Below are 22,917 nucleotides of genomic sequence, written 5' to 3'. Positions count from 1 at the left end.
CGGCGGGTCTGACCCCTGTCCTTGTCTTGGGGGAAGGATACCTATCAAGACATCGGCTTTACTACATGGAATCCATGCACATGCAGCTTCTCCCCAAACTGCTGGTCCTCGCCTGCCTGTTGCTATCCTCGCTGGCGCAGGCCGCCATCCCTCCCGACCTGCTCAAGCCGCTGGCCGGCGACGATCCCGACGCCAGGGTCGCCGCCGTGGCGCAGATCGCCGCCCTGGCCACGCCCGAGGCTGCCAAGGTGCTGCAAGCGCTGCAGGACGACGCCTTGTACGCCGCGCCCGACGGCAAGGTGTACATCGTTGACGGCGAGCAGGCGGTTGACCCGGCAATTGGCCGGAACGTGCCGATGCCCGACGGCATCGACGGCGTGATGGTCAACAACCGCTTGCGCGCGGCTGTGGCAGGCGCCTTGTCGGGTTTGCAGCTGCTGGCGCCGGAGCGCAGCGCCCGCCTGGCCGCCGCGCAAGCCTTGCAAAAGGCGGTCGACCCCGCGCAGCTCCCCCTGATCCGCACCGCGCTGGCGCGGGAAAGCGACGCTGAAATTCAACAACTATTGCAAGTGCTGATCGCCAGCGCCAACCTGCATGCACCCGACGCCGCCACGCGCAAGGCCGCCGTGCAGGCGCTGGCGGGCAGCAGCGATGCGCGCCTGCTGCCGGTGCTGCAAGCCATGCTGGAGCAGGGCGGCGAACCCGACGAAGCCGTGCAGCTGGCCGCCATCGACACCATGCGCCAGATCAAGGGACGAGTGTCGCGCATGGAATTGGCCGGCAATGTGTTTTACGGCATCTCGCTGGGCAGCGTGCTGCTGCTGGCCGCGCTGGGCCTGGCCATCACCTTCGGCCTGATGGGCATCATCAACATGGCGCATGGCGAATTGCTGATGATAGGCGCTTACACGACGTATTTATGCCAGCTGTTCTTCCGCGCCTACCTGCCGGGCTTGCAGGATGCCTACCTGCTGGCCGCCTTGCCGGCCGCGTTTTTTGTTGCCGGCCTGGTGGGCGTGGCACTGGAACGCACGGTGATCCGCTGGCTGTACGGGCGGCCGCTGGAAACCCTGCTGGCCACCTGGGGCATCAGCCTGATCCTCATGCAGCTGGTCCGCACGATCTTCGGCGCGCAAAACGTGGAAGTGGCCAACCCGGCCTGGATGTCGGGCGGCGTGACGGTACTGGGCGGCCTCGTGTTGCCGTACAACCGGCTGGCCATCATCGGCTTCGCCGTCGTCGTCGTCGTGGCCGTGTGGCTGATCCTCAACAAGACGCGCCTGGGCCTGTTCGTGCGGGCCGTTACGCAAAACCGCCGAATGGCCGATTGCGTGGGCGTGGCCACGGGCAAGGTCGACATGCTGACTTTCGGCCTCGGCTCCGGCATCGCCGGGCTCGGCGGCGTGGCCCTGTCGCAGCTGGGCAACGTGGGGCCGGACCTGGGCCAAAGCTACATCGTCGATTCCTTCATGGTGGTGGTGCTCGGTGGCGTGGGCCAGCTGGCCGGCACCGTGATCGCCGCGCTGGGCCTGGGCGAAGTGAACAAATTCCTCGAACCGGTGGCGGGCGCCGTGCTGGCGAAGATCGCCATTCTCGTGTTCATCATCATTTTCATCCAGCGCCGGCCGCAGGGCCTGTTTGCCATGAAGGGACGCAGCGTCGAATGACTACCTCCTACCCGATCAAACAGGGCCTGTTCACGCGGCCCGTCTGGCTGGCGATTGCCGCCTGCAGCGTGCTTGCGGCGCTGCTGCCGATCTTTAATCTGGCGTTTGCCGAAGGCCATGCCTTGCACGTCTCCGCCTACACGGTGGCGCTGGTGGGCAAGTTCATGTGCTATGCGCTGGCCGCGCTGGCGCTGGATCTCGTCTGGGGCTACACGGGTATCCTGTCCCTGGGCCACGGCGTGTTCTTTGCCCTGGGCGCGTATGCGCACGGCATGTATCTGATGCGCGCCATCGGCGACCAGGGGCAGTACCGCAGCAGCTTGCCCGACTTCATGGTCTTTCTCGACTGGAAAACCTATCCCTGGTACTGGGCCTTCACGGAACACTTCTGGTACTGCATGGCCCTCGTCGTGCTGGTGCCGGGCGTGCTGGCCTTCGTGTTTGGTTACTTTGCCTTTCGCTCGCGCATCAAGGGCGTGTATTTTTCCATCATCACGCAAGCGATGACGTATGCCTTCATGCTCTTGTTCTTCCGCAATGACACCGGCTTTGGCGGCAACAACGGTTTCACGGATTTCAAGACGATATTGGGCCATAACATCACGGCACCCGCCACCCGGGCCGTGCTGTTCCTGCTGACCCTGGCCTTCCTGCTGGCGGCCATGATCGGCGCGCGCGCCATCGTCCGCTCGAAACTGGGCAGGGTGCTGCAGGGCGTGCGCGACAGCGAAGCGCGACTGATGTTCCTCGGCTACAACCCGCTGTGGTTCAAGCTGTTCGTCTGGACCTTGTCGGCCGTGCTGTGCGGCATCGCCGGCGCCCTGTATGTGCCGCAGGTGGGCATCATCAACCCGTCCGAAATGTCGCCCGCGAACTCCATCGAGATGGTCGTGTGGGTGGCGGTGGGCGGGCGCGGCACCTTGCTCGGTCCGATTCTGGGTGCGTTTACCGTGAACGGCTTGAAAAGCTGGTTCACGGCCGTCCTGCCGGAATTGTGGCTGTTCGCGCTGGGTTTGCTGTTCATCGGCGTGACGCTGTTCATGCAGCAGGGCATGCTCGGTGTGTTGAACAAGCTCAAACGTAAAAAAGTCGCCATCGTGGCAGAGGAGGCCGCATGAGCATCCGCATGTTGCCCGGCATGGCCGGCACCGAGGCTGGCCCCACGTATGCGCGCGTAAAAGGCGAGGGCGTCGATACGACGCATGGCGCCATTTTGTATCTGGAAGACATCAGCGTGTCGTTCGACGGCTTCAAGGCCATTAATAAACTGAGCCTCGATATTTCCGTGGGCGAGCTGCGCTGCATTATCGGCCCGAATGGCGCGGGCAAGACGACGATGATGGATGTCATCACGGGCAAGACGCGGCCCACGTCCGGCACGGCCTGGTTTGGCCAGACCATGAACCTGGCCACCATGACGGAAGCGCAAATCGCCCATGCGGGCATCGGCCGCAAGTTCCAGCGCCCCACCGTATTCGAGCAGCACACGGTGTTCGACAACCTGGAACTGGCGATGAAGATGGACAAGCGCGTGGCGCCCACCCTGTTTGCGCGCCTGACGTCCGAGCAGGCGGGCAGGATCGAATCGGTCTTGCGCCTGATCCGCTTGAACGGCCACGAAGCGCGGCCGGCCGGCTTGCTGTCGCACGGGCAAAAGCAATGGCTGGAAATCGGCATGCTCCTGATGCAGGAGCCGCAGCTGATTTTATTGGATGAACCCGTGGCCGGCATGTCGGATGCGGAAACGGCGCGCACGGCGGAACTCCTCAATGAATTGCGCGGCAAGCATTCGATCATGGTCGTCGAGCACGACATGGGTTTCGTCACGGAGATCGCTCAGCAAGGCATCGTTACCGTGCTGCATGAAGGTGCCGTGCTGGCGCAGGGGCGCATGGACGAAGTGCAAGCCGACGAGAGAGTCATCGAAGTCTATCTGGGAAGATAATAAGGGGAGATCGCAGGCCATGCTCGAAGTGCAACAATTAAATCAATACTATGGCTCCTCGCACACATTGCGCGGCATCGACCTGTCGGCGCGCAAGGGCGAATGCCTGGCCTTGCTAGGGCGTAATGGCGTGGGCAAGACGACCTTGCTCAAATGCCTGATGGGCGTGCTGCCCGTGGCGCAGGGCACGGTGGTGTTCCAGGGGCGCGATATCACGAAGCTGGCGCCGCATGCGCGCGCCAGGCTGGGCATGGCCTACGTGCCGCAGGGGCGCGACATCTTTGCGCGCCTGACGGTCGAGGAAAACTTGCTGATGGGCATGGCGGTGAAGCGGGGCAGGCTGGCCTCGCGCATTGATCCCCACGTGTATGAGCTGTTTCCCGTGCTCAAGGAGATGCTGGAGCGACGCGGCGGCGATTTGTCCGGCGGGCAACAGCAGCAACTGGCCATCGCCCGCGCCCTGTTGGCCGAGCCGCAATTGATCATCTTTGACGAGCCGACGGAGGGTATCCAGCCCTCCGTCATCAAGGATATCGGCAGGGTCATTTCCTTGTTGAAACAGCGGGGCGACATGGCCATCGTGCTGTGCGAACAGTATTTCGATTTCGCCCGCGAACTGGCCGACGAGTTCATCGTGCTGTCGCGCGGCAGCGTGGTGGCCAGCGGAGTGGCGGCGCAGATGGATGGCGATGAGGTGAAGCGGCACCTGGCCGTGTAAGGTCAGACGAGCTGGAACCAGCCCAGCACGGCGCCGGCCGCCAGCAGCCACAATAAATGGATCTTCGTGCGCCAGATGATCAGGCCGGCCACGATGGACAGGCTCCACAGGGGCCAGTCGGTGCGGATGTCATGGTTGGCGCCGCCCAGGATCATGCCCGTGGAAATCAGGAGGGCGACGACGATGGGCGCCATGCCTTGCTTGAAGGCGCGCACGGGGCGCAGGTCGCGGTTGCGGTAGCCCCACTGGGCCGCCACGTAGGTGAGGGTGGTGCTGGGCAGCATGATGCCCACCATCGTGATGAACACGCCGAGATAGGCGGCCGTGTAGCTGCCCGCATTCATGCCCACGTTCCAGCCCATCAGGGCGACGAACAGCACATTGGGGCCGGGAGCGGCCTGGGCGATGGCGATCGACTCGTTGAATTGCGCCTGCGTCAGCCAGCCATGCTGTTCGACGAGGAAGCGGTGCATTTCGGAAGTGGTGGAAATGGCGCCGCCGATCGACATCAGCGACAGCATCAGGTAGTGGCCGAACAGGTTCAGCCAGTCGCCCGCGCTTAACACCAGTTGCAGGGGCGGATTCATGTGGACAGCTTTCGATAGGTGAGCAGGCAGCCGATGCCGCCCAGACCCAGCAGGATGTACAGCAGGGGCCAGCGCAGCACGGCCACCATCAGCACGCCCAGCACGGTGATGGACAAGGTCAGCCACAGGGGCAGCGGATGCCTGGCCAGCGCAGTCGCCAGCTTCACGCCCGTGGCGGCGATCATGCCGGCCGAGACGGCGGCCATGCCGCGCAGTGCGCCCGCCATCTGCGGATTGTCGCCAAAGCGCGTGTACAGCACGCCCAGCACAAGCACGATGACGAGCGGGGCGGTCAGCATGCCGGCCAGCGCCGTCAGCGCGCCTTTCAAACCGAAATAGCGCCCGCCCACCATCAGCGACAGGTTGACGACATTCGGCCCGGGCATGATCTGCGCCACGGCCCAGTCCTCGAGGAATTCCTCCTGCGTCAGCCAGCGCTTGCGCTCGACCATCTCGCGCTGGATCACGGCCAGCACGCCGCCAAAGCCTTGCAGGGCCAGCCAGGTGAACGAAAAGAACAGGTCGGCAAGCGAGGCCGGTTCCGGACGGGGCTGGTCGGGTTGGGGAGTGGATGAGGCGGCGGGCATGCACGATTATGGCCGTGCCTGCTCCGCCTTGTCCATGCCTATCTCCATGCCGTCTAGCCGCCGCCCACGCCGGCGATGACCACGCCGGTGCCGCCGCACATGACGCAAGGCTGGCCATTGTCCGTGTTGCCCCTGCCCATGCAATGCGTGCAGACGTTTTCTCCCGTGCCGGGCGTGCCGGGCGGGGCGATGTCGCCAGGATGTTGCTCAGAATCCGGTGTTGTATTCATGTCGTGTCTCCTTTGCATGCAGGGCGGGAGCTGCGCGATGGCGGCCAAATCCCATGGTAGGCCGGCGCCGCGTGAGGCGTTTGACCTGCCTTAAGGTGCGCGGCCTTGCATCCCCGAAAAAAACTGCATTGCAATAGCTGGCTGGCATTGACATCGCGCGTTTTTCAGCAATACTTTCGCTGTCGCCTTCCGCGCTGGCCATGCTGGTGCCGGTCCCCGCTGCTGCATCCCGCCACCGTCGCTTTCTTCAGGAGTCATCGATCATGCCTCATTCCACAGAAACGCTGCATATGCCCGCCAAAACCGTGGTGCTGCATGCCCGCGTCGACCAGAAGATGTCCGATATCGTCAATCTGGGCATCGCCGTGCAGGCAGCCTTCAGCACCTTGTGCGCGCTGGAATACCTGAAGTCATACAATGTCGCCCCCGACCTGATCGAGCGCGTGCTGCTGCATCCGGAGCAGCGCCGCCAGACCGTGCACTGAGTATCCTCGCGGCAACTGTATTGCCGGCAGCGTCAGTCCGGTGTTGTCGGATTGATCATTACGGCTCAGTTATGCACAAATGATGGGCTAACGAAATTGGCGAAATAATTTTCTTGTGATTATGTGTGACTTTCTAAGTGTTTGATTTTAATGGATTTTATTTTTGCTGTTTGATTGAGCAGTTTATTGAAAGCCGCACGGGCTGTGGCTTTGAAGGCTGTCAATAGGCCCTTATCCACAAAGATATCCACAGTCCGTGTGGATATCTGAAAAAGCGCTTAACAATCCGCCACTTAGGAAAAAGGGGCGGGCCAGCGCCTGCTTTCGGCGCGCGAGATGGGCCAAAATGGGGCATGCCACAAGCCTGTATGCCTATCCAGTGCTCTTGTTTTTATGACTGAAAGTAGCGGCCACGTTCAGGGCGTGCCGCCGGCCGGCGCCGCTGGTGTGTCGCCGCACTGGGCCAGGGCGGCAGCCAGTTCGGCGACTTGCTGCTCCGCTTCGCGCAAGGTGGCATAGGTGCGCAGCGAGGCGATCACAGTGGTAAACAACTTGCGCGTGGTCAGGTCCGTCTTGCACCAGAAATCGTTGATGTCGTAATCGATGATGATGCGGTGTTCCAGCGCCTGGCCGGGCTGGCCCGTGCGCAGGATGATGCGCACGGCGCTGTTGTGCAGCTCTTCGCGGATCTGGCGTGCCACTTGCAGTCCGGCATCCTGGGTTTCCATGATCACATCGAGCAGCACCACGGCGATATCGGAAGTGCCGCGCAGCAAGGTGAGCGCCTCGGCGCCCGAGTACGCGTGCAAAAAGCTCAGCCTGCGGCCCTGGAAGCTGGCCTGGCTGAGGGCGAACTTGGTCACCACGTGCACGTCGACATCGTCATCGACGATCAGCACGCGCCATGGTGCCGCGGTGGCAGGCTCTGCCGCCGCGCCTGCCCGTTCCAGCGGTTCGTCGACCAGCCAGTCCGGTTCGTCCGCTCCCTTGGCGGCGTTGTCGCTATCCATGTTCATGCGTTTATCCACCGTTGATCGTGCTTGCTACTCCACACTATGCCAGTCTACGGGGTTTGTCAAAACAATGCTGTTCAAGCAAGACGGTATGGGCCAGGGTTGCTTATGCACAGCAAAATATATTTTCATTGTGGCAAAGTAACTTTGTTCGAGCGCAAATTCGTGATTGCAAGTCATTGATTTCATTGGGGTAAAAAATTGCCTGTGAAATCAGCAAATTGTTGAAACCCGCATCAATACTGGTGTTGCGGCTTGTCAAGAGGGGCTTATCAACAACTTTATCCACAGTTGCTGTGGATATCTAAAAAAACTGTGCAAAAACCGGGGCTTAGCGCCCGTTCATGCGGCAAGGTGGCAGCATTTCATGCGGCCAGTCCAAGCCCGCCCAGCTGGGCAAAGGCGTGCAGGAAGCGCTGCTTGGCTTCGGCGGGACCCATGGCGTCGATTATACCGGGCAAGGGGGCGATGCCGTCAAGGTAAGCCCAGCGTTCGGCCGAGTGCGGCATCAGGTCGCGCTTTTCCGTGGCCAGCGCGATCAGGTCGGCCCGCTTGATCGGTGCGTAATCGGAAAAATCCAGCCCATACGTGGCGGCGATGATGGCGCTGACCTTGTCTTCCAGCACGGCAAACTCGGGCAGCAATACTTTCAAGGGTTTCACCATGTCGCCCAGGTAGGCTTCGGCCGCGTCGTGCAGCAGGGCGGCCAGGCGCAAATGGGGCGGCACCAGTTCGGCAACGATCAAGCTGTGCTGGGCGACCGAGTAAAACACTTGCGTCTGTCCATTGAAGCGGCACTGGTAGGCGAGGCCGTGGGCAATGTCCTCGATGGCTACCTTGTCGATATGCGGGCGCAAGGGATAAAAACGGTTGCCTGAATAAGTGGAAACGTAGTCGGTGGTAATCATTGCCATGGCACGGTGCTCGGAACGCTCAAGATGCTTCATCGTACACCCGATGGCATGGGCTTGCCCCGGCTGCGGTGCACAGGCGTCGGGCTGCTGAGCCTATGCATCTTGGCAAAGCCTTTAATTTATTTCATATCATTCATTGTTCTTTCTCAAATACACTATAGCAATCTTGTTTGTCTGAAACTTCATTTAGGGGCAGGGCAATGACGGCGATACCTTCGGCAAGACCTTCGTATATCTATCAGGGCGGTTCGGTGATGATGCACTCGCCGCTGCAATTGAAACAGTCGGAAATGTACGGCTATTTCGTCAGGGGCGACCTGGCCAAGCTGCAGGCCACCGTGAATACCACCTTGAACCAGGTGGCCGGCAGCAAGATGACTCTGAAAGCCCTGTCGCCGTATGTGATGCTGACGTTTACGCGCGTCAACCATGCGGACTCGGCCAACCCCGTTGACCAGGCCAAGGGCTGGATCACGGAAGTCGACATCGTCACCTGGATCATGGTCGGCCAGATGGATGAACGCGGCAAGCTCGCGCATATCTACTGGTATCCGTGCCACATTTTTGTGGATGACGCCATGGCCCTGATCAACGGGCGCGAACTGTTCGGCTATCCGAAATACCTGTGCGACTACGAAATTCCCGCCGCCGGCAGCGAGCCGCTGCGCTGCTCCGTCGCCGCCAAGGGCTTCCAGCATTTTTCGCCGGAAACGAAGCTGGCCCTGCACCCGCTGCTGGAAGTCAATGCCACCGTGCAGACGGGGCCGCACAAACCCGTCAACAGTTTCCTGGAACTCATCGAGCAGGCATTCGAGATTTTTCTCTCCATTCCCGATTTCTTCGACATGGACCAGGCTGGCTGGGCCGATATTTTGTCCTTACTGCGCAACCCGCGCATCGATCAGATTTTCCTCAAGCAATTCCCCGACAGCGCGGGCGTGAAAGCCGTGTATCAGGCCCTGGTGGCTGCGCCGGCCGAAATCAACCGCCTGCACAGCGCGCGCCTGCTCGGCTATGAATACGAATGCACGGTGCACGCCTTCGACAGCTTCCCGCTGGACCAGACCCTGGGTTTGCAGCTGGGACCGCAGGCGGCGATTTTGCCCTTCAATGTAAATTTCGACTTCACGGCCATGCCGGGCGAGGAACTGGTCGACAATTCCCGCATCGCGCCGGAAAAGATCGCCATCCTCGGCGGCGGCGTGGCGGCCATGACCACCGCGTATTATTTGACGAACCAGCCGGGCTGGCAAAACCGGCATGCCATCACCGTCTACCAGCTGGGCTGGCGCCTGGGCGGCAAGGGCGCCAGCGGGCGCAATGCACAGGCGGGCCAGCGCATCGAGGAGCACGGCCTGCACATCTGGTTCGGCTTCTACGCGAACGCCTTCAGGATGATCAAGGAAGCCTATGCCAGCCTGGAACGCCCGCCCGGCGCGCCGCTGGCCACCTGGCGCGACGCTTTTAAACAACACGATTACGTGGCCCTGTCGGAAGACGTCAAGGGACAATGGCGCAACTGGTCCATTGTCTTTCCCACCTTGCCGGGCGAGCCGGGCGAGGGCGGCGAAGACGTCACCCTGTGGCAGATGGCCATCGCCATGGTGGGCTGGATCGAGCAGTGGATACGCCAGATCCGCCAGGTGGCGGACGCCGACGCGCGCATCGTGCGCGCCAGCGCATCGCAGGGCGAAGGCGTGTGGCCGGGCTGGTTGCGCCGCCTGGCCGACGAAGTGGTGGGGCAGGCCGATGAACTGGGGCTCGACGTGGGCCTGTCCGTGGGCGCGCTGGCGGCGCTGGTGGCCGACCTGGCGCCGGACTCCACGCGCCACGACCAGGCCCGCCACCAGCTGCTGGCCAGCACCCTGAACGGCATCCGCGCCTGGCTGCGCCTGCGCTACCGCGCGCTGATCGATGGCGACGACGAGTTGCGCCGCCTGTTCACCTGCCTGGACCTGGGCATCACGGTCATGAAGGGCATGTTCGAGGATGGCGTGTTCAAGAACGGCTTTGACGTCATCAACGACATCGATTTCCGCGCCTGGCTGCGCAAGCATGGCGGCGACGAGCAGTTCAGCGTCAATTCGGCGCCCGTGCGCGGCTTTTACGACCTGGTGTTTGCCTACGAGGGCGGCGATTTTTCCAAGCCGAACATCGAGGCGGGCACCTTGCTGCGCTCGATGGCGCGCATCGGCCTGGCCTACAAGGGCAGTATCATGTTCAAGATGCAGGCCGGCATGGGCGACACGATTTTTACACCGCTGTACGAGGTGCTGCGCAAGCGCGGCGTGGAATTCAAGTTCTTCCAGCGCGTGGAAGAACTGGTACCGGGCGCGGGCGACATCGACAGCATCCGCATCACGCAGCAGGTGCAATTGAAGGACCCCGCCGCCGGCTATGCGCCGCTGGTGGACGTGAAAGGCTTGCCGTGCTGGCCCAGCGCGCCCGATTATGGGCAGATCGCACCGGCCCAGGCGGCGCTGCTGCAGGCGCAGGAAGTCAACCTGGAATCGTACTGGAGCGACTGGCCGCAGCAGTATGCGCAGGCGTTCGGCCGCGCGCTGCCCGCCACGGTATTGAAGAAGGGCGTCGATTTTGACAAGGTGGTGTTCGGCATTTCCATCGGCTCGCTGACGGCCCTGTGCCCGCAACTGCTGGCGCAAAGCCCGGCCCTGCAATTGGCGGCCGACAAGGTGAAAACGGTGGCCACGCAGGCTTACCAGGTGTGGCTCAACAAGGATTTGTCTCAGATGGGCTGGACCACGCAGCCGAAGGGCCAGCAACCGGTGCTGTCGGCCTTCACGGAGCCGTACGACACGTGGGCGCCGATGGACCAGTTATTGGCGCACGAGGACTGGCCGGTGGGGCTGGAACCGAAAAACGTTTCGTACTTTTGCAGCGCCTTCCCCGTCGACAGCTACCCGCCCGTCACCGACACGGGCTTTCCCGCCCGCTGCGCGGCCAAGGCGAAACAGGGCGCGCTGCACCAGCTGGAACGCGAGATCGGCGCGCTGTGGCCCGAGGCGGGCGGGCCGGGCGCGTTTCCGTGGCAATGGCTGGTCGATGCGAAGGCCGGTACGGGACCGGCGCGCTTCGACAGCCAGTACTGGCGCGCCAACGTCGACCCGTCCGAGCGCTACGTGATGTCGGTGGTGGGCAGCACGCAGTACCGGCTGGCGACCGACCAGTCGGGCTTCAGCAACCTGTTCCTCACGGGCGACTGGATCAGGACGGGCCTGAACGCGGGCTGCGTCGAGGCGGCCGTGATGGCCGGCATGCAGACTTCGCGCGCCATGACGGGCTATCCGGCCGTGATCCAGGGCGAGACGGATTTCTAGGCATGCAAGGTCTGATGCTGCTGTGTCTGGTCCTGTTCCACCTGCACGCGGGCGCCGCGCCGCCGGGCGCCATCGTGCTGTGGCCCGGCGCGCCGCCCGGCGGCGCGGCGCCGGGTCCGCAGCGCGACAGCGCCAAGGGCTCCATCACGCAGGTGGCGCAGCCTTATCTGATCGCACACCGCCCGGCGCGGCCGGACGGCACGGCCGTCATGCTGGTCAGCGGCGGCGGCTATGCGCATATCGAGGCGGGCAAGGAAAGCGGCCCCACCGCCGCCTGGCTGCAAGCGCAGGGCGTCACGGCGTTTGAACTCGTGTACCGTCTGCCGCAGGAAGGCGGTGGCGCCAGCGCGCCGTTGCAGGACGGCCAGCGGGCCATGCACGTGATCCGGGCGCGTGCGGCCGAGTGGGGCATCGACCCGGCGCGCATCGGCATGCTGGGTTTTTCCGCCGGCGCGCACCTGGCCGGCATGACGGCCGTCCAGCCGGACGCCGCCCTGTATGCGTCCGTCGATGCGATCGATGGCGTCTCCGCGCGGCCCGATTTCGTCGTGCTGCTATACCCCGTGCTGACCATGCAGCCGCCGTTCGACACGACGCATGCGAAGAAAGAGCTGCTGGGAAGCCACCCCACGCAGGCGGCGCGCGATGCGCTGTCGGTGGAACGCCACGTCGATGCGCGCACGCCGCCGATGTTCATCGCGCAGGCGCTCGATGACCGCGTGTCGCCGCCTGAAAACAGTACATTGATGGCGGCGGCCCTGCTCCGCGCCGGCGTGCCTGTGGAGCTGCACCAGTTCCGGCACGGCGGCCATGGCTGGGGCCTGGGCAAGCCGGGCAGCGAACCGGCCGCGTGGCCGCAACTGCTGCTGGCGTGGCTGCAATCGCGGGGCTGGATGCCTCAGCCTTCGGGCTGAGTTTCCAGGTCCCGCCGCGCCACGTCCAGCGCCGCCCGCAGCTGCGGCAGGAACTGTTCCACGTTATCGAGCTGGCCGTTCGAGGCCAGGGTTTCCATCTGGTGGCACAGGCCGTGCAGGGTGGGGCGGCTCAAGTAGCCGGCGCTGCCTTTCAAGGCGTGGAAAGCGGCCGCCGCCGCGCTGGCATTGCCGTCGCGCACGGCATGGCAAGCCAGGTCCAGGCGCCGCGGCGCTTCCGTCAGGAACGCTTGCGCGATGCGCTGCAAGTGCTGGGGCGACAAGCCTGCCAGCGGCAGGATGTGCACGGGCGCTGTCATGGGATCGGCCGGCGCCGGCGTTTGCGCCTGCGCGTCGTCGGCATCGTCCAGGCCGAACTGGCGCGCCAGGGTGTCGTCGTCGATGGGTGCGGCCTGCGGCAGCGCGTGGCCGCGCGCCAGCAGCAGGTCGATGATGGCGTCGATTTTCTCGAACAGCAGCGCTTCGTCGACGGGCTTGCTGAGGAAGTCGTCCATGCCGGCGGCCAGATAGCGTTGCCGGTCATGTTCGCTGGCGTTGGCCGTCAGCGCGAGGATGGGAATCTGCGCGTCGGGAATGGGGAACTGGGCATTGCCGCCGTCGCGGATCAGGCGCGCGGCCTGTTCGCCATCCATCTCCGGCATGCGGCCATCCATCAGCACACAGTCGTAGGGGCCGGATCCCAGCGCGCGCAGCGCCTGTTCGCCGTTTTCCACGATGGTGACCTCATGGCCCATGCTTTCGAGCAGGGTGCCGATGATGATCTGGTTGGTGCGCACGTCTTCGGCGCACAGGATGCGCAGGCGGCAGGCGTGGCGCGCCTGGCGCACCGGCCGGCGCGCGTCGGCCGCCGGCGCGCTGCCGTCTTCCAGCGGCAAGGTGAAGTGGAAGCGCGAACCGATGCCGACCCGGCTTTCCACGCCGATCGTGCCACCCATCAGTTCGACCAGTTCCTTGCAAATGGCCAGGCCCAGGCCCGTGCCGCCGTAGCGGCGCGTGGTGGAATGGTCGGCCTGCTCGAATTTCTGGAACAGGCGCGGCAAGGTGTCCGCGTCGATGCCGGGACCCGTATCGCTGATGATGAATTCGATTTCGCTGCGGCCATCGCGGCGCGGCGGCGTGCGGGCGCGCCGCACTTCCAGCAGCACTTCGCCATTGGCCGTGAATTTCAGCGCGTTGCCCAGCAGGTTGATGAGGATCTGCCGCAGGCGCGTGGGGTCGGCGCGCACGTAGCGCGGCAGGTCCAACGCCAGTTCGCGGCGCAGCAGCAGGCTCTTGGCGTCGGCCTGTCCCTGCACGATGCCGGCCGCGTCGCCGATCAGCGCCAGCAGGTCGAAGTCCACCGTTTCCAGGGTCAGCTTGCCCGCGTCGATCTTGGAAAAGTCGAGGATGTCATTGAGGATGGTCAGGAGCGACACGCCATTGTGCAGGCCGATGCGCAGGTATTCCTGCGTGCGGCCCTTGACGGACTGGTCGCGCAGGGCGAATTTCAGCATGCCGATCACGCCGGCCAGCGGCGTGCGGATGTCGTGGCTCATGGCGGACAGAAAATCGATGCGGTGGCGGCTGACCACTTCCGCATGCTCCTTGGCCTTCAGCAGGGCGTCGTTGCTGAGGGTGAGGGCCAGGGTGCGTTCCTGCACCCGCTGTTCCAGGTTGTTGCGCAGCAGGCGGATCTGGTCGGCCAGGGCAAAAGCCAGCAGCAAGCCGTCGAAGGTGCCGCCGAGCAGGGTCACCAGCTGGGCGTTGGCCACCATGGCCGGCATCAGCCCCAGGTTGGCCGGCAGGATCAGAAAGCCGGGCAGCATCAGCGCGACGAAGGCCAGCACGAAGAAGCGCGCCGGCTGGTAGCCGCGGCGCCAGACGACGATGCCGCAGACCAGCGCCAGCAGCATCCAGATACTGATGGCGATGGTGGCCAGCGTGTGCGCATACGACAGGGCGAAAAAGCAGCTGGGCAGGAGCAGCAAGGGCAATGCCAGGTTGACCTTGCTGAGACGGTACAGCAGCAGTGAGTAGTCGCGCAGGCGCAGGAAATGCATGTAGAACAGGGTGCTGAAGACGGGCAGCAGGAAAAACGGCACGTAATGCAGCTGCAGCTGGTGCCAGTCGAACAGGTCGGCAAACACGTGGAAGGTCATGGCCCAGGCCAGGCCGTACGTCAGCACGTACAGCGCGTAATACGCCGACGCCTTTTCCAGGGTGATGGAAAAGATGAAGAAATTGAACAGGCCCAGCGCCAGCAGGGCGCCGATGGAGGCCACCATCAGGAAGTTTTCCTTGCCCACCAGCTTGCGGTAGTCGTGCTGCGTCTTCACGCCGAACAGGGGCGCGCGCGCGTAGTAGGGGCTGGAAAAGCGGATCAGGATGTCGTACGTGGCACCCGGCGCCAGCTGCACGTTCATGCCGTAGTGCAGCAAATAGTCGTGCGGCCGCTGGTAGCCCGTGAGCAAGGTACGCGGCGCCGTGTGCGGCCCCGGGCCATACACGTAGACGTCGACCAAGTCGATCAGGGTGTCGTTCGGGTCGATGACCCAGGCCGCTTCGCTGCTGTCGTTGCGCACCTGCGCATGCAGCCAGTAGGCGCCGCCGAACAGGTCGACCTGGTCGGCCGGGCGCTGGCGCGCCAGCCAGGCGGGCAGGGCGGCGGCATCGGCAGGCGCGGCTTCATTTTCGGCAAGAAATAGTTGTCCGCCCTTGCCCAGATGAGCGATGCCTTGTTTGCTCAGAGGCAAGGGCGTCGCCTGCGCCGCGCCCGCCAGACCCAGCAGGCCGAACAGCAGGCTGAGCACGAGCGGCCAGCCGCATAGCCAGGCGCTGACGCGGGAGCTGGAAGCGCGGTGGCAGGGAGGGGGCGAGTGGGCTGGCATCGATGGAGTGGGTGATGGTCGCGCGGGAATTGGCGGCAACGCCGTTTGCTGTGGAGTGTCCATTTTAATCGACTCTCGGTGACACACGGGCAAATTCATGTCCTGTCCGCCTGGCGCCCGCTCCGGTATCATGGCGCTTTTGCCCGCGAGATATTCATGCTCAGTCCCGACCAGTTCCTGGCCTTCCTGGCCGCCGCCGTCTTGATCACCGCCAGTCCCGGCCCCGACAACCTGATGGTGCTGGGCGTGGGCATGTCGCGCGGGCGCCGCCAGGGCATGGCGTTCGGCCTGGGCTGCGCCCTTGGCTGCCTCACGCACACCGTGCTGGCGACCATCGGCGTGTCGGCCCTGCTGGCCGCCTCGCCCACGGCCTTTACGGCGCTGAAAGTGGCCGGCGGGCTCTATCTGGTGTGGCTGGGCATCGGCGCCTTGCGCAGCCGTGGCGGCGCCAGAGTCGATGGTGCGGCCGCCTTGCCCGACGAATCCTTGCTGCGTTTGTTCGGCAAGGGACTGTTTGCCAACAGTATCAATCCGAAAGTCGTATTGTTTTTCCTCTCGTTCCTGCCGCAGTTCATCGTCGCGGGCCAGGGCAATGCCAGCTGGCAGACGGCGCAGCTGGGCCTGGTCTTCACGGCGCAGGCGTGCGTGCTGTTCGGCCTGCTCGGCTATTTTTCCGGCGCCGTCGGCCTGTGGCTGAACCGCCGCCCGCGCGCCGGCCTGTGGCTCGACCGCGTGGCCGGCACCATCTTCATCGGCCTGGGCTTGCGCCTGATCCTGGCGCGCTGACCTCTTGCCGGGCGGTGATGCGGAACGCCAGTTCCATCTGGTCCTGCACGGCCATGGCGCCGCCCAGGATGGCGAACGGCACGATGCCGAAGTCGCTTTGTTTCAGCAGCAGGCTGCCGCTGGCCTGCAGGCTGCGCCCGTCGGCCGCTTGCTCGATCCGCACGGGCAGCCGCACCGTGCGCGTCACGCCATGCAGGGTGATGTCCGCATCAAACACCTGCTTGTCGCCCGTGCGGCGCGCCTCGATGCTGACCCACGGATAGCGTTCCGCCTCGAGCACGCGCACCAGCATGTTGTGGCGCGTGCCGGCGATGGCATCGGCCGACGGCGTCGTCGTCAAGCCGGCCTCCCGCCGCAAGCTTTCTTCATCCACAGTCATCTCGTCGAGCCGGAAGCGCAACTGCGCGCGCCCCGGCGCGGGCGCCACGATGCCCTGCAGGCTGCGGCTGGCCACCACGTGATCATGCCCGAGCCGCGCCAGCGCGCCGCCACGGCGCACGGTGATGGTCAGCAGCGATTCTGCGGGCGCGATGTGCAGCAGCTGCATGCCTTGCCGCTGCCACGCGGGCGCCGGCACGGCGGCAGGGGCGGCCGGCGCGGAAGCGGGGGCCGGCGCGGGCGGCAAGGGCGTGCAGGATGCCAGCAAGGCGCAGGCGCCGGCCAGCAGCATGCGGCGGTGAACAGTGTGCATTGATGAAAACTCCTGGCTGGACATGGACTGCGCGTGCAGAGGCGCAAGGCGCGATGGGGCGATGGGGCGATAGTACGCGATCCAGCCTGCCCGGCGCTAGCCCCTTCGCAGGCGGCCGCGCAAGGACGGAGTACAGGGATAGCGTTTACCGCGCCTGTCCGTCGACAAACAGGAGGATGGCGCTGGCGACCACCTGCGGCGCCTCGCGCTGCGGGAAGTGGCCGATGCCTTCGAGCAGCACGCGCTGGTAGGCGCCGCTGAAATGGCGTTCGCGTCCGGCCGAGCTGTCCGGATGGTTGCAGGTGTCGGCCGCGCCATGCAGCACCAGGGTGGGCACCGGCAAGACGGGCGCCGGGTGCAGCAGCGCTTCGTCGGCCGCGTACGCGGGGTCGCCCTCGGCAAACGCCCAGCGATGACGGTAGGAATGCAGCACCACCTCGGCCCAGTCGGGACCGTCGAAAGCGCGGCTGGCCTGCGCGAAATCGGCTTCGCCATACCAGCCGGCGGGCGACCAGCTGTCCCACATCATGCGGGCAAACGCGTGGCGGTCATGCTCGACCGCATGCTGGCCCCGCGGCGTGGCCATGAGCCAGTGGTACCAGTAGTTGCGCGCCTGCTGGTAAGACAGTTCTTGCCGTGGGTCATTCGTGCCATAGCCTACCGACAGCATGACGAGGCCAGATGCCGCATCGTGGCGCAAGCCGCAGGCATTGGCGACGGCGCGCGCGCCCCAGTCATGGCCCACCAGCAAGGGCTGATCCAGTTGCATCGCATCGATAAAGTCGAGCAAGTCGCGCCCCAGCGCGGCCAGCTGGCCGCTGCGCGGCGTGTCCGCATGGCGAAAGCGCGTGGGCGCGAAGCCGCGCAGGGCGGGCGCCAGCACGCGGTAGCCAGCGGCGGCCAGCGCCGCCGCCGTTTTGGCCCAGCTTTCCGGGCTGTCGGGCCAGCCGTGTACCAGCACGGCGCAGCGGCTGCCGGACGGGTTCCATTCCAGGTAGGCCACGTCCAGCAGCGGGGTGGCGATGTAGTGATAGTCTTGCATGGCATTCCTGACGAAGGTGAGGGGAGAACGTCATGGTAGCGCCGGCAATTAATTTGATTCGTGAGCAATTCATCGATATTATGATCATATCTTGATGAATTGGAGCGTACCATGCACGCCTTGCCGGCAATGACCCTGGACATCGTCCTCTTGCGCAGCCTGCTGGAAGTGGTCGATACGGGCGGCTTCGCGCTGGCCGCGCAAAACCTGGCGCTGACGCCGTCGGCTGTCAGCGGGCATATCAAGCGCCTGGAACACAGCGCCGGCAAACAGTTGCTGGCGCGCACGACGCGCAGCCTGGAGTTGACGGCGGCCGGCGAACTGCTGTACATGTATGCGCGCAATATCGTCGACCTGGAACGCGAGGCGCGGGCCAGGCTCAGCGGTGCATCGGTGCAGGGGCGGCTGGTCCTGGGCGCGTCGGAAGATTTCGCGGGCACGTGGCTGCCGCAAGTGCTGCAGACGTTCCAGCGCTGGCATCCGCAAGCGTCGATCGAGTTGAAGGTGGGCATCACGGCCGACCTCCTGCGGCGTCAGGCGCACGAGCAGATCGATGTCATTTTCGGCAAGCAATGCAGCCGCACGGAAGGGGCGGGCGAATTGCTGTGGGCCGAACCGCTGGTATGGGCGTATGCGGCCGGCCGCCTGCCCGATGCGCAACTGCCCGTGCCGCTGGCGCTGTTTCCCTCGCCGTGCGTGTACCGCGAAGCGGCGCTGGCCGCTTTGGCGCAGGCGGGCCGTGCCTGGCGGCTGGCGTTTGACAGCGGCAGCATGGCCGGCTGCGTGGCGGCGGCGCTGGCCGGCTTTGCCGTGACGCCCGTGGCGCGCAGCCAGTTGCGCGACGGTTTGCGTATCCTGGGAGCGGAAGAGGGCTTGCCGCCATTACCCGATGCCCGTTTTTATGCCTTTCCACGCAACAATACGCCGGCCGTGCTGGCGCTGGTGGACGCCGTGCGCGGCGCGGGACAGCGGCAGCAGTTTCGCGCATGATGCCGGCGGCGCTGGAAATGCCGATGAAAGTATGAAAGTTTAGCCTGCGTCATAAGGCGGTCATATGCCGCTGTTATGATGCTTTTGTTGGCACACAGCATGCATTGCGCAGATCACTACGCTCCGGGAGCGATAGGATGCAGGCATGACTCAACAGCTTAGCCGGTGAGCTCAACCATCGGCACCAGACATGTAAAAATTGTTTTATGGCAGTATTTGCAGGGTGGGGCAGGGGAAATGCAGGAATCGGCCGGGGCTTTAATGAAGTCCTAAGCCTGCCCGAGGGAAGGACTGGCATAGTGGATACATGGCGCACGGAGACCCCGGGCGCAAGGTTGCCGGACACCTCAATGACCGGCACGATTTCCACTTCTTCATGTGTTTTTCCCGTTTTATCCCTGCGCTCTGAAACAGCGTTTCAACCGGCTACCGCACTTTGCGAAGCCGGTTTTTTTTTGCCTGCGTTTTCATTCGTTCCCGGCGCCGCGGCGCCGGGAAAGCCGATTAGCCCGCCTGTTTCGCCAGCCATGCATCGACGGCCGGCAGCCGTTCGGCGCGCAGCTTGATGCGGTACTTGATGCCGGCCACGGAACTGTCGGCGTCGCCGCGCGCGCCGGCCGGCAGGTGCGCCTGCGCGTACGCTTCCAGCTTGGCGATCATGTCCGGCTGCGCCGACGCGGCGGCCAGGCGCGGGAAGTAGCGGCTGCGCGAGCTGGCGTCGATGCGCGCATTGACTTGCTCCAGGTGCGCCAGCGCAAAGTCGAAGGCCAGTTCCGGATGCGTGCGCGACACGCGCGAGATCATGGCCGGGCTGTTGGTCACGCCCGGTTCATCCGTCAGCGCCAGCGCCAATGCGCGCCGCGCCAGGGCGGGATCGTTGCTCGAGGCCAGCAGGTCATACAGCTGGTTTTTCACCAGCGGCGTCTTTTCCTGCTGCGCGCGGGCGTGCAGCTGCTCCCAGGTGGCGGCGTCCGCATGCTGGGCCACCACGCCCAGGATGGTGCGGCGCAGCGGTGCGGGCATGGCGGCGGGATCTTGCTCGCTGGCCGCATGGCGACGGCGCGCCTCGGCCAGCACGCCCGGTTCGCCCATGTCGCCGAGGATGGCGATCAGCTGGCCGCGCAGGGTCGCCACGCTCGACGCTTCGCCCGCGCGCGCTTCCCAGCCCGTCTGCGCCATCATCGGCGCCAGGCGCGCCATGGCGAAGCGGCCGAAGGCCTGCTGGCGCGCTTTGCTTTCCGCGCTATCGCCCGCATATTGTTCGTACAGGCTGCCCAGGGAGGCGGCCACCTTGCCCAGTACCTGCGGATCGGCAGACAGCGGCGTCGCTTTCACCAGTTCCAGGAAGTCGGCCAGGTTTTGCGCGCCCGCCAGGCCCAGCGACTGGCTGTCCGCCAGCAAGCCCAGTTGGTCGATCGGCGCCAGGCGCGCGAAGCTGCGCGCCAGCGCGCGCGTGTTGGCGGGCGCGTACACGGTGCGGTAGTAGCCGCTCTGGCCCGCGTTCACCAGCAGGGCGCCGCAGCCGGGCACGTTCAAGCTCGCTTTGCCATTCCTGACCAGCACCGTGGCCAGCTTGCCGTTGCCGACCGTAGAGGCGATGACGGGCACTTTCCACGACAGCGGTTTCTTGTTCGGCTGGTCCTTGGAAAATTCCGTCTGCGTCAGGCGCACGCGCGTATTGCCGTTCCGGCACACGGCGTTGTCCACCGTGATCATCGGCACGCCCGGCTGCAACGTGAAATCATGGGCGATGGCGCTGACCGGCTTGCCGGCGGCCGCATCGACTTCGCGCCACAGGTCGTCGGACACCGTATTGCCATACGCATGCTTGCGCATGTAGCTGCGCACGGCCGTGCGCCACGTGTCGGCGCCGACATACGCTTCGAGCATGCGGATCACCGCCTCGCCCTTTTGATAGGTGATGCCGTCGAAGGCCTGGCTGGCCTGCTCCACGGTGGCGATGCGCTGCACCACCGGATGCGTGGTGCGCAGCGCGTCCTGGCTCATGGCCGACTCGCGCCCGCCCACGCTGGACAGGGCCGTGTTCCACTCGGGGTGCAGACGCTCCGTGGTGCGGCTTTCCATCCACGACGCAAAACCTTCGTTGAGCCACAGGTCATCCCACCAGCGCATGGTGACCAGGTCGCCGAACCACTGGTGCGCCATTTCATGCGACAGGGTGGTGTAGATGTTTTCCTTGTCGGCCTGGGTCGAGATGGCCGGGTCAAGCAGCAGGCCATATTCGAAAGTGAAGACGGCGCCCCAGTTTTCCATGGCGCCGAAGAACTGGCTGCGGCCCGGCGCGGCGATGTTGTCGAGCTTGGGCAGCGGGTAGCGCACGCCGAAATAATCGTTGTATTCGCGCAGCAGGGCGCTTGACTCGTCGAGCGCGAAGCGGCTTTGCGCCAGCGCGCCTTTCTTCGTGATGACGCCGATCTCCGTACCGTCGGCCATCGTTGTGGCCCGCTCGAAGTCGCCCAGGCCGAAGAACAGCAGATACGTCGACATGCGCGGCGTGGTGGCGAAGTACACATGCTTCATGCCATTGCCCAGTTCTTCGCTGCTGGCGATCGGCATGTTGCCGACGGCCATCTGGTTGCTCGGCACGACCACGTTGAGATCGAAGGTAGCCTTGTAGTCCGGTTCATCCCACGATGGCAGCATGCTGCGCGCGTCCGAATTTTCGAACTGCGTGTACAGCGCGCGCTGGCGGCCTTGCGGCGTGTCGTAGTCGAGCGAAAACAGGCCCGTGGCCTGCGTGCCGATCTTGCCGCTGTAATCGATGCGCAGCAGGTACTCGCCCTTCGCCACGGGTTCGGCGAAATGCACGGTGGCCGTCTGCTTGTCCGCATCGAACGCGATCTTGCGCGTCACCTGCTTGCTGCCGCCCTTGCCTTCGATGGCGGCGGCCGCAAACGTCAGGTTCAAGGCATTGAAGGTGATGCTGGCGGTCGGCGCGTCGACCGCCACCTTGATGGCCACCTCGCCCTTGAAGGTAGAGGCGGCAGCGTCCGGCGTGATCGACACGATATAGTGCAGGGGCGTGACGCCGCGCGGCAGCTGCGTGGTGGTGCCGGGCGCATGGCTGGCCGAGACGTACCTGGCGGCGGGAGCGGCATTGTCCGCATGGGCTGCGGTGATGGAAGCCAGTGCCAGGACGGCGGCGGCCAGTTGGCTGCGCCGGAAGCGCGGAGTCGGTGTGCGATGCATGGTATGCCCTTGGTTCATGGATAAAACGCCCGCCAGCCGGATAGGCTGCGGGCGTTGATGACGTGTGGGGGACATCGCTGGAACTGGCGGCCAGCGTTCCCGTACAGCAATCTAAGGCGAAACGGGGGCAAAGTCAACGCGCCAGGGGCGCCGCACCATGCCGGTGCGCTGGTATGATGGGCGTCTGACTGCATTGCCACAGGCTGGTGCCGCGCCTGATTGGCCACCACCATAACGAGACGAGACCTGCACATGAAACTCACTATCAGCCCCCGCACGCCCAATCCGCGCCGCGTCACCATGTTCATCGCCGAGAAGGGCATCACCGGCATCGAGGAAGTGGCGCTCGACCTGATGGCCGGCCATCACCGCGATCCCGCCTTCCTGGCGAAAAACCCGCTGGGCCGCGTGCCCGTGCTGGAACTGGACGACGGACGCGTGCTGACCGAGACGCGCGCCATCTGCACCTACCTGGAAGGCTTGCAGCCGCAGCCGAACCTGATGGGCGAGGGATTCGAGGAGCGCGCCTTCATTGAAATGGCCGACCGCCGCGTGGAGCTGCACCTGTTCAGCGCCGCCGCCAACTGGGTGCGCCACGGCCATCCGGCCCTGGTGGCGCTGGAAAACCCGCAGTTTCCCGATTTCGCCGCGGCGCAGGCGGGCAAGCTGCGCGAGACGGCGCAATGGCTGGACCAGGTGCTGGCCCACCAGCCCTACATCGCCGGCGAACGCTTTACGATTGCCGACATCACGGCCTTCTGCGCGCTGGAATTTGTGCGCGGGCTGATGAAGTACCGGCCGGGCGCGGAAGGGTTGTCCAACCTGCAGGCTTACCGCGACCGCATCGCCGAGCGGCCCAGCGCGCAGGCGAAGTAGGCCATGCGTGCGGGCCGCTTCAACTATGTTGTCGGCTTA

19 protein-coding genes are annotated in these 22,917 nt (G+C 64.7%); 10 read left to right on the top strand and 9 right to left on the bottom strand.

All coding sequences use genetic code 11. The features are described from left to right. Nucleotides 1–80: 80 nt before the first annotated feature. The 4 genes from urtB to urtE are packed head-to-tail and all read left to right on the top strand — an operon-like array spanning nt 81 to nt 4,330. Nucleotides 81–1,667 carry an urea ABC transporter permease subunit UrtB gene (gene urtB, locus AC1RBA_RS06230; RefSeq protein WP_492417265.1) on the top strand — a complete coding sequence of 529 codons (1,587 nt, stop codon included), beginning with the start codon at nt 81–83 and terminating at the stop codon, nt 1,665–1,667. Then, nucleotides 1,664–2,785 carry an urea ABC transporter permease subunit UrtC gene (gene urtC, locus AC1RBA_RS06225; protein ID WP_492417263.1) on the top strand — a complete coding sequence of 374 codons (1,122 nt, stop codon included), beginning with the start codon at nt 1,664–1,666 and terminating at the stop codon, nt 2,783–2,785. The genes urtB and urtC overlap by 4 nt, the downstream gene beginning before the upstream one ends. Further along, nucleotides 2,782–3,612: an urea ABC transporter ATP-binding protein UrtD gene (gene urtD, locus AC1RBA_RS06220; RefSeq protein WP_492417261.1), complete on the top strand. Its 831-nt coding sequence runs from the start codon at nt 2,782–2,784 to the stop codon at nt 3,610–3,612. The genes urtC and urtD overlap by 4 nt, the downstream gene beginning before the upstream one ends. A 19-nt stretch (nt 3,613–3,631) precedes the next feature. Then, nucleotides 3,632–4,330, top strand: coding sequence for an urea ABC transporter ATP-binding subunit UrtE (gene urtE / locus AC1RBA_RS06215; protein WP_492417259.1), 699 nt, complete (start codon nt 3,632–3,634; stop codon nt 4,328–4,330). A 2-nt stretch (nt 4,331–4,332) separates the two neighbouring features. Here the strand turns inward: urtE and AC1RBA_RS06210 are convergent, their stop codons facing one another. Genes AC1RBA_RS06210 through AC1RBA_RS06200 form a run of 3 tightly spaced genes read right to left on the bottom strand, consistent with a single transcriptional unit; the run spans nt 4,333 to nt 5,734 of the window. Next, entirely contained in the window at nt 4,333–4,917 is a 585-nt protein-coding gene (locus tag AC1RBA_RS06210; RefSeq protein WP_070222258.1) for a chromate transporter, read from the bottom strand. Continuing rightward, nucleotides 4,914–5,504, bottom strand: a complete 591-nt coding sequence (locus tag AC1RBA_RS06205) for a chromate transporter (protein ID WP_409028296.1) — start codon at nt 5,502–5,504, stop codon at nt 4,914–4,916. The genes AC1RBA_RS06210 and AC1RBA_RS06205 overlap by 4 nt, the downstream gene beginning before the upstream one ends. 53 nt (nt 5,505–5,557) lie before the next feature. Then, nucleotides 5,558–5,734, bottom strand: coding sequence for a hypothetical protein (locus tag AC1RBA_RS06200; RefSeq protein WP_175444697.1), 177 nt, complete (start codon nt 5,732–5,734; stop codon nt 5,558–5,560). Nucleotides 5,735–5,997: 263 nt separating this feature from the next. On the opposite strand from AC1RBA_RS06200, the gene AC1RBA_RS06195 reads away from it, so the two are divergent. Then, nucleotides 5,998–6,219, top strand: a complete 222-nt coding sequence (locus tag AC1RBA_RS06195; protein ID WP_070222254.1) for a hypothetical protein — start codon at nt 5,998–6,000, stop codon at nt 6,217–6,219. Nucleotides 6,220–6,635: 416 nt separating this feature from the next. On the opposite strand, the gene AC1RBA_RS06190 is transcribed toward AC1RBA_RS06195, so the two are convergent. After that, nucleotides 6,636–7,235, bottom strand: coding sequence for a response regulator (locus AC1RBA_RS06190; RefSeq protein WP_492417256.1), 600 nt, complete (start codon nt 7,233–7,235; stop codon nt 6,636–6,638). Nucleotides 7,236–7,597: 362 nt separating this feature from the next. Then, nucleotides 7,598–8,146, bottom strand: coding sequence for a phosphohydrolase (locus AC1RBA_RS06185; RefSeq protein WP_083293695.1), 549 nt, complete (start codon nt 8,144–8,146; stop codon nt 7,598–7,600). 200 nt (nt 8,147–8,346) lie between these two features. On the opposite strand from AC1RBA_RS06185, the gene AC1RBA_RS06180 reads away from it, so the two are divergent. Together AC1RBA_RS06180 and AC1RBA_RS06175 are read left to right on the top strand one after the other, a co-directional pair. Then, on the top strand, nt 8,347–11,484 hold the full coding sequence (locus tag AC1RBA_RS06180) for an NAD(P)-binding protein (RefSeq protein WP_492417254.1): 3,138 nt from the start codon (nt 8,347–8,349) through the stop codon (nt 11,482–11,484). Nucleotides 11,485–11,486: 2 nt separating this feature from the next. Further along, nucleotides 11,487–12,398, top strand: a complete 912-nt coding sequence (locus AC1RBA_RS06175) for an alpha/beta hydrolase (RefSeq protein WP_492417252.1) — start codon at nt 11,487–11,489, stop codon at nt 12,396–12,398. On the opposite strand, the gene AC1RBA_RS06170 is transcribed toward AC1RBA_RS06175, so the two are convergent. Further along, nucleotides 12,383–15,283 carry a hybrid sensor histidine kinase/response regulator gene (locus AC1RBA_RS06170; RefSeq protein ID WP_492417250.1) on the bottom strand — a complete coding sequence of 967 codons (2,901 nt, stop codon included), beginning with the start codon at nt 15,281–15,283 and terminating at the stop codon, nt 12,383–12,385. The two genes, AC1RBA_RS06175 and AC1RBA_RS06170, sit on opposite strands and share 16 nt — an antisense overlap. A gap of 156 nt (nt 15,284–15,439) precedes the next feature. On the opposite strand from AC1RBA_RS06170, the gene AC1RBA_RS06165 reads away from it, so the two are divergent. After that, a complete protein-coding gene (locus tag AC1RBA_RS06165; RefSeq protein WP_034754929.1) occupies nt 15,440–16,069 on the top strand; it encodes a LysE family translocator in 630 nt (209 codons plus the stop codon). On the opposite strand, the gene AC1RBA_RS06160 is transcribed toward AC1RBA_RS06165, so the two are convergent. Both AC1RBA_RS06160 and AC1RBA_RS06155 read right to left on the bottom strand, forming a co-directional pair. Further along, on the bottom strand, nt 16,032–16,760 hold the full coding sequence (locus AC1RBA_RS06160) for a YceI family protein (protein WP_492417247.1): 729 nt from the start codon (nt 16,758–16,760) through the stop codon (nt 16,032–16,034). The genes AC1RBA_RS06165 and AC1RBA_RS06160 overlap by 38 nt on opposite strands. A gap of 145 nt (nt 16,761–16,905) precedes the next feature. Then, on the bottom strand, nt 16,906–17,802 hold the full coding sequence (locus tag AC1RBA_RS06155; protein WP_492417245.1) for an alpha/beta fold hydrolase: 897 nt from the start codon (nt 17,800–17,802) through the stop codon (nt 16,906–16,908). Nucleotides 17,803–17,913: 111 nt separating this feature from the next. Here AC1RBA_RS06155 and AC1RBA_RS06150 point away from each other — a divergent pair, with 111 nt between their 5' ends. Next, complete coding sequence (locus AC1RBA_RS06150; RefSeq protein WP_492417242.1) at nt 17,914–18,792, top strand: LysR substrate-binding domain-containing protein; 879 nt, start codon at nt 17,914–17,916, stop codon at nt 18,790–18,792. Between the two features lie 504 nt (nt 18,793–19,296). Here AC1RBA_RS06150 and AC1RBA_RS06145 read toward each other — a convergent pair. Then, the gene (locus AC1RBA_RS06145) at nt 19,297–22,002 is read right to left on the bottom strand and encodes a M1 family metallopeptidase (protein WP_492417240.1); all 2,706 of its coding nucleotides are present in this window, start codon (nt 22,000–22,002) and stop codon (nt 19,297–19,299) included. Between the two features lie 252 nt (nt 22,003–22,254). Here AC1RBA_RS06145 and AC1RBA_RS06140 point away from each other — a divergent pair, with 252 nt between their 5' ends. Next, entirely contained in the window at nt 22,255–22,878 is a 624-nt protein-coding gene (locus AC1RBA_RS06140; RefSeq protein ID WP_492417238.1) for a glutathione S-transferase family protein, read from the top strand. Nucleotides 22,879–22,917 lie beyond the last annotated feature (39 nt).

Source organism: Janthinobacterium sp. GW823-FHT03B06 (genome assembly GCF_058796955.1).
Note: the sequence above shows the minus strand (reverse complement) of the source record. Positions and strands in the feature narration are given on the sequence as shown.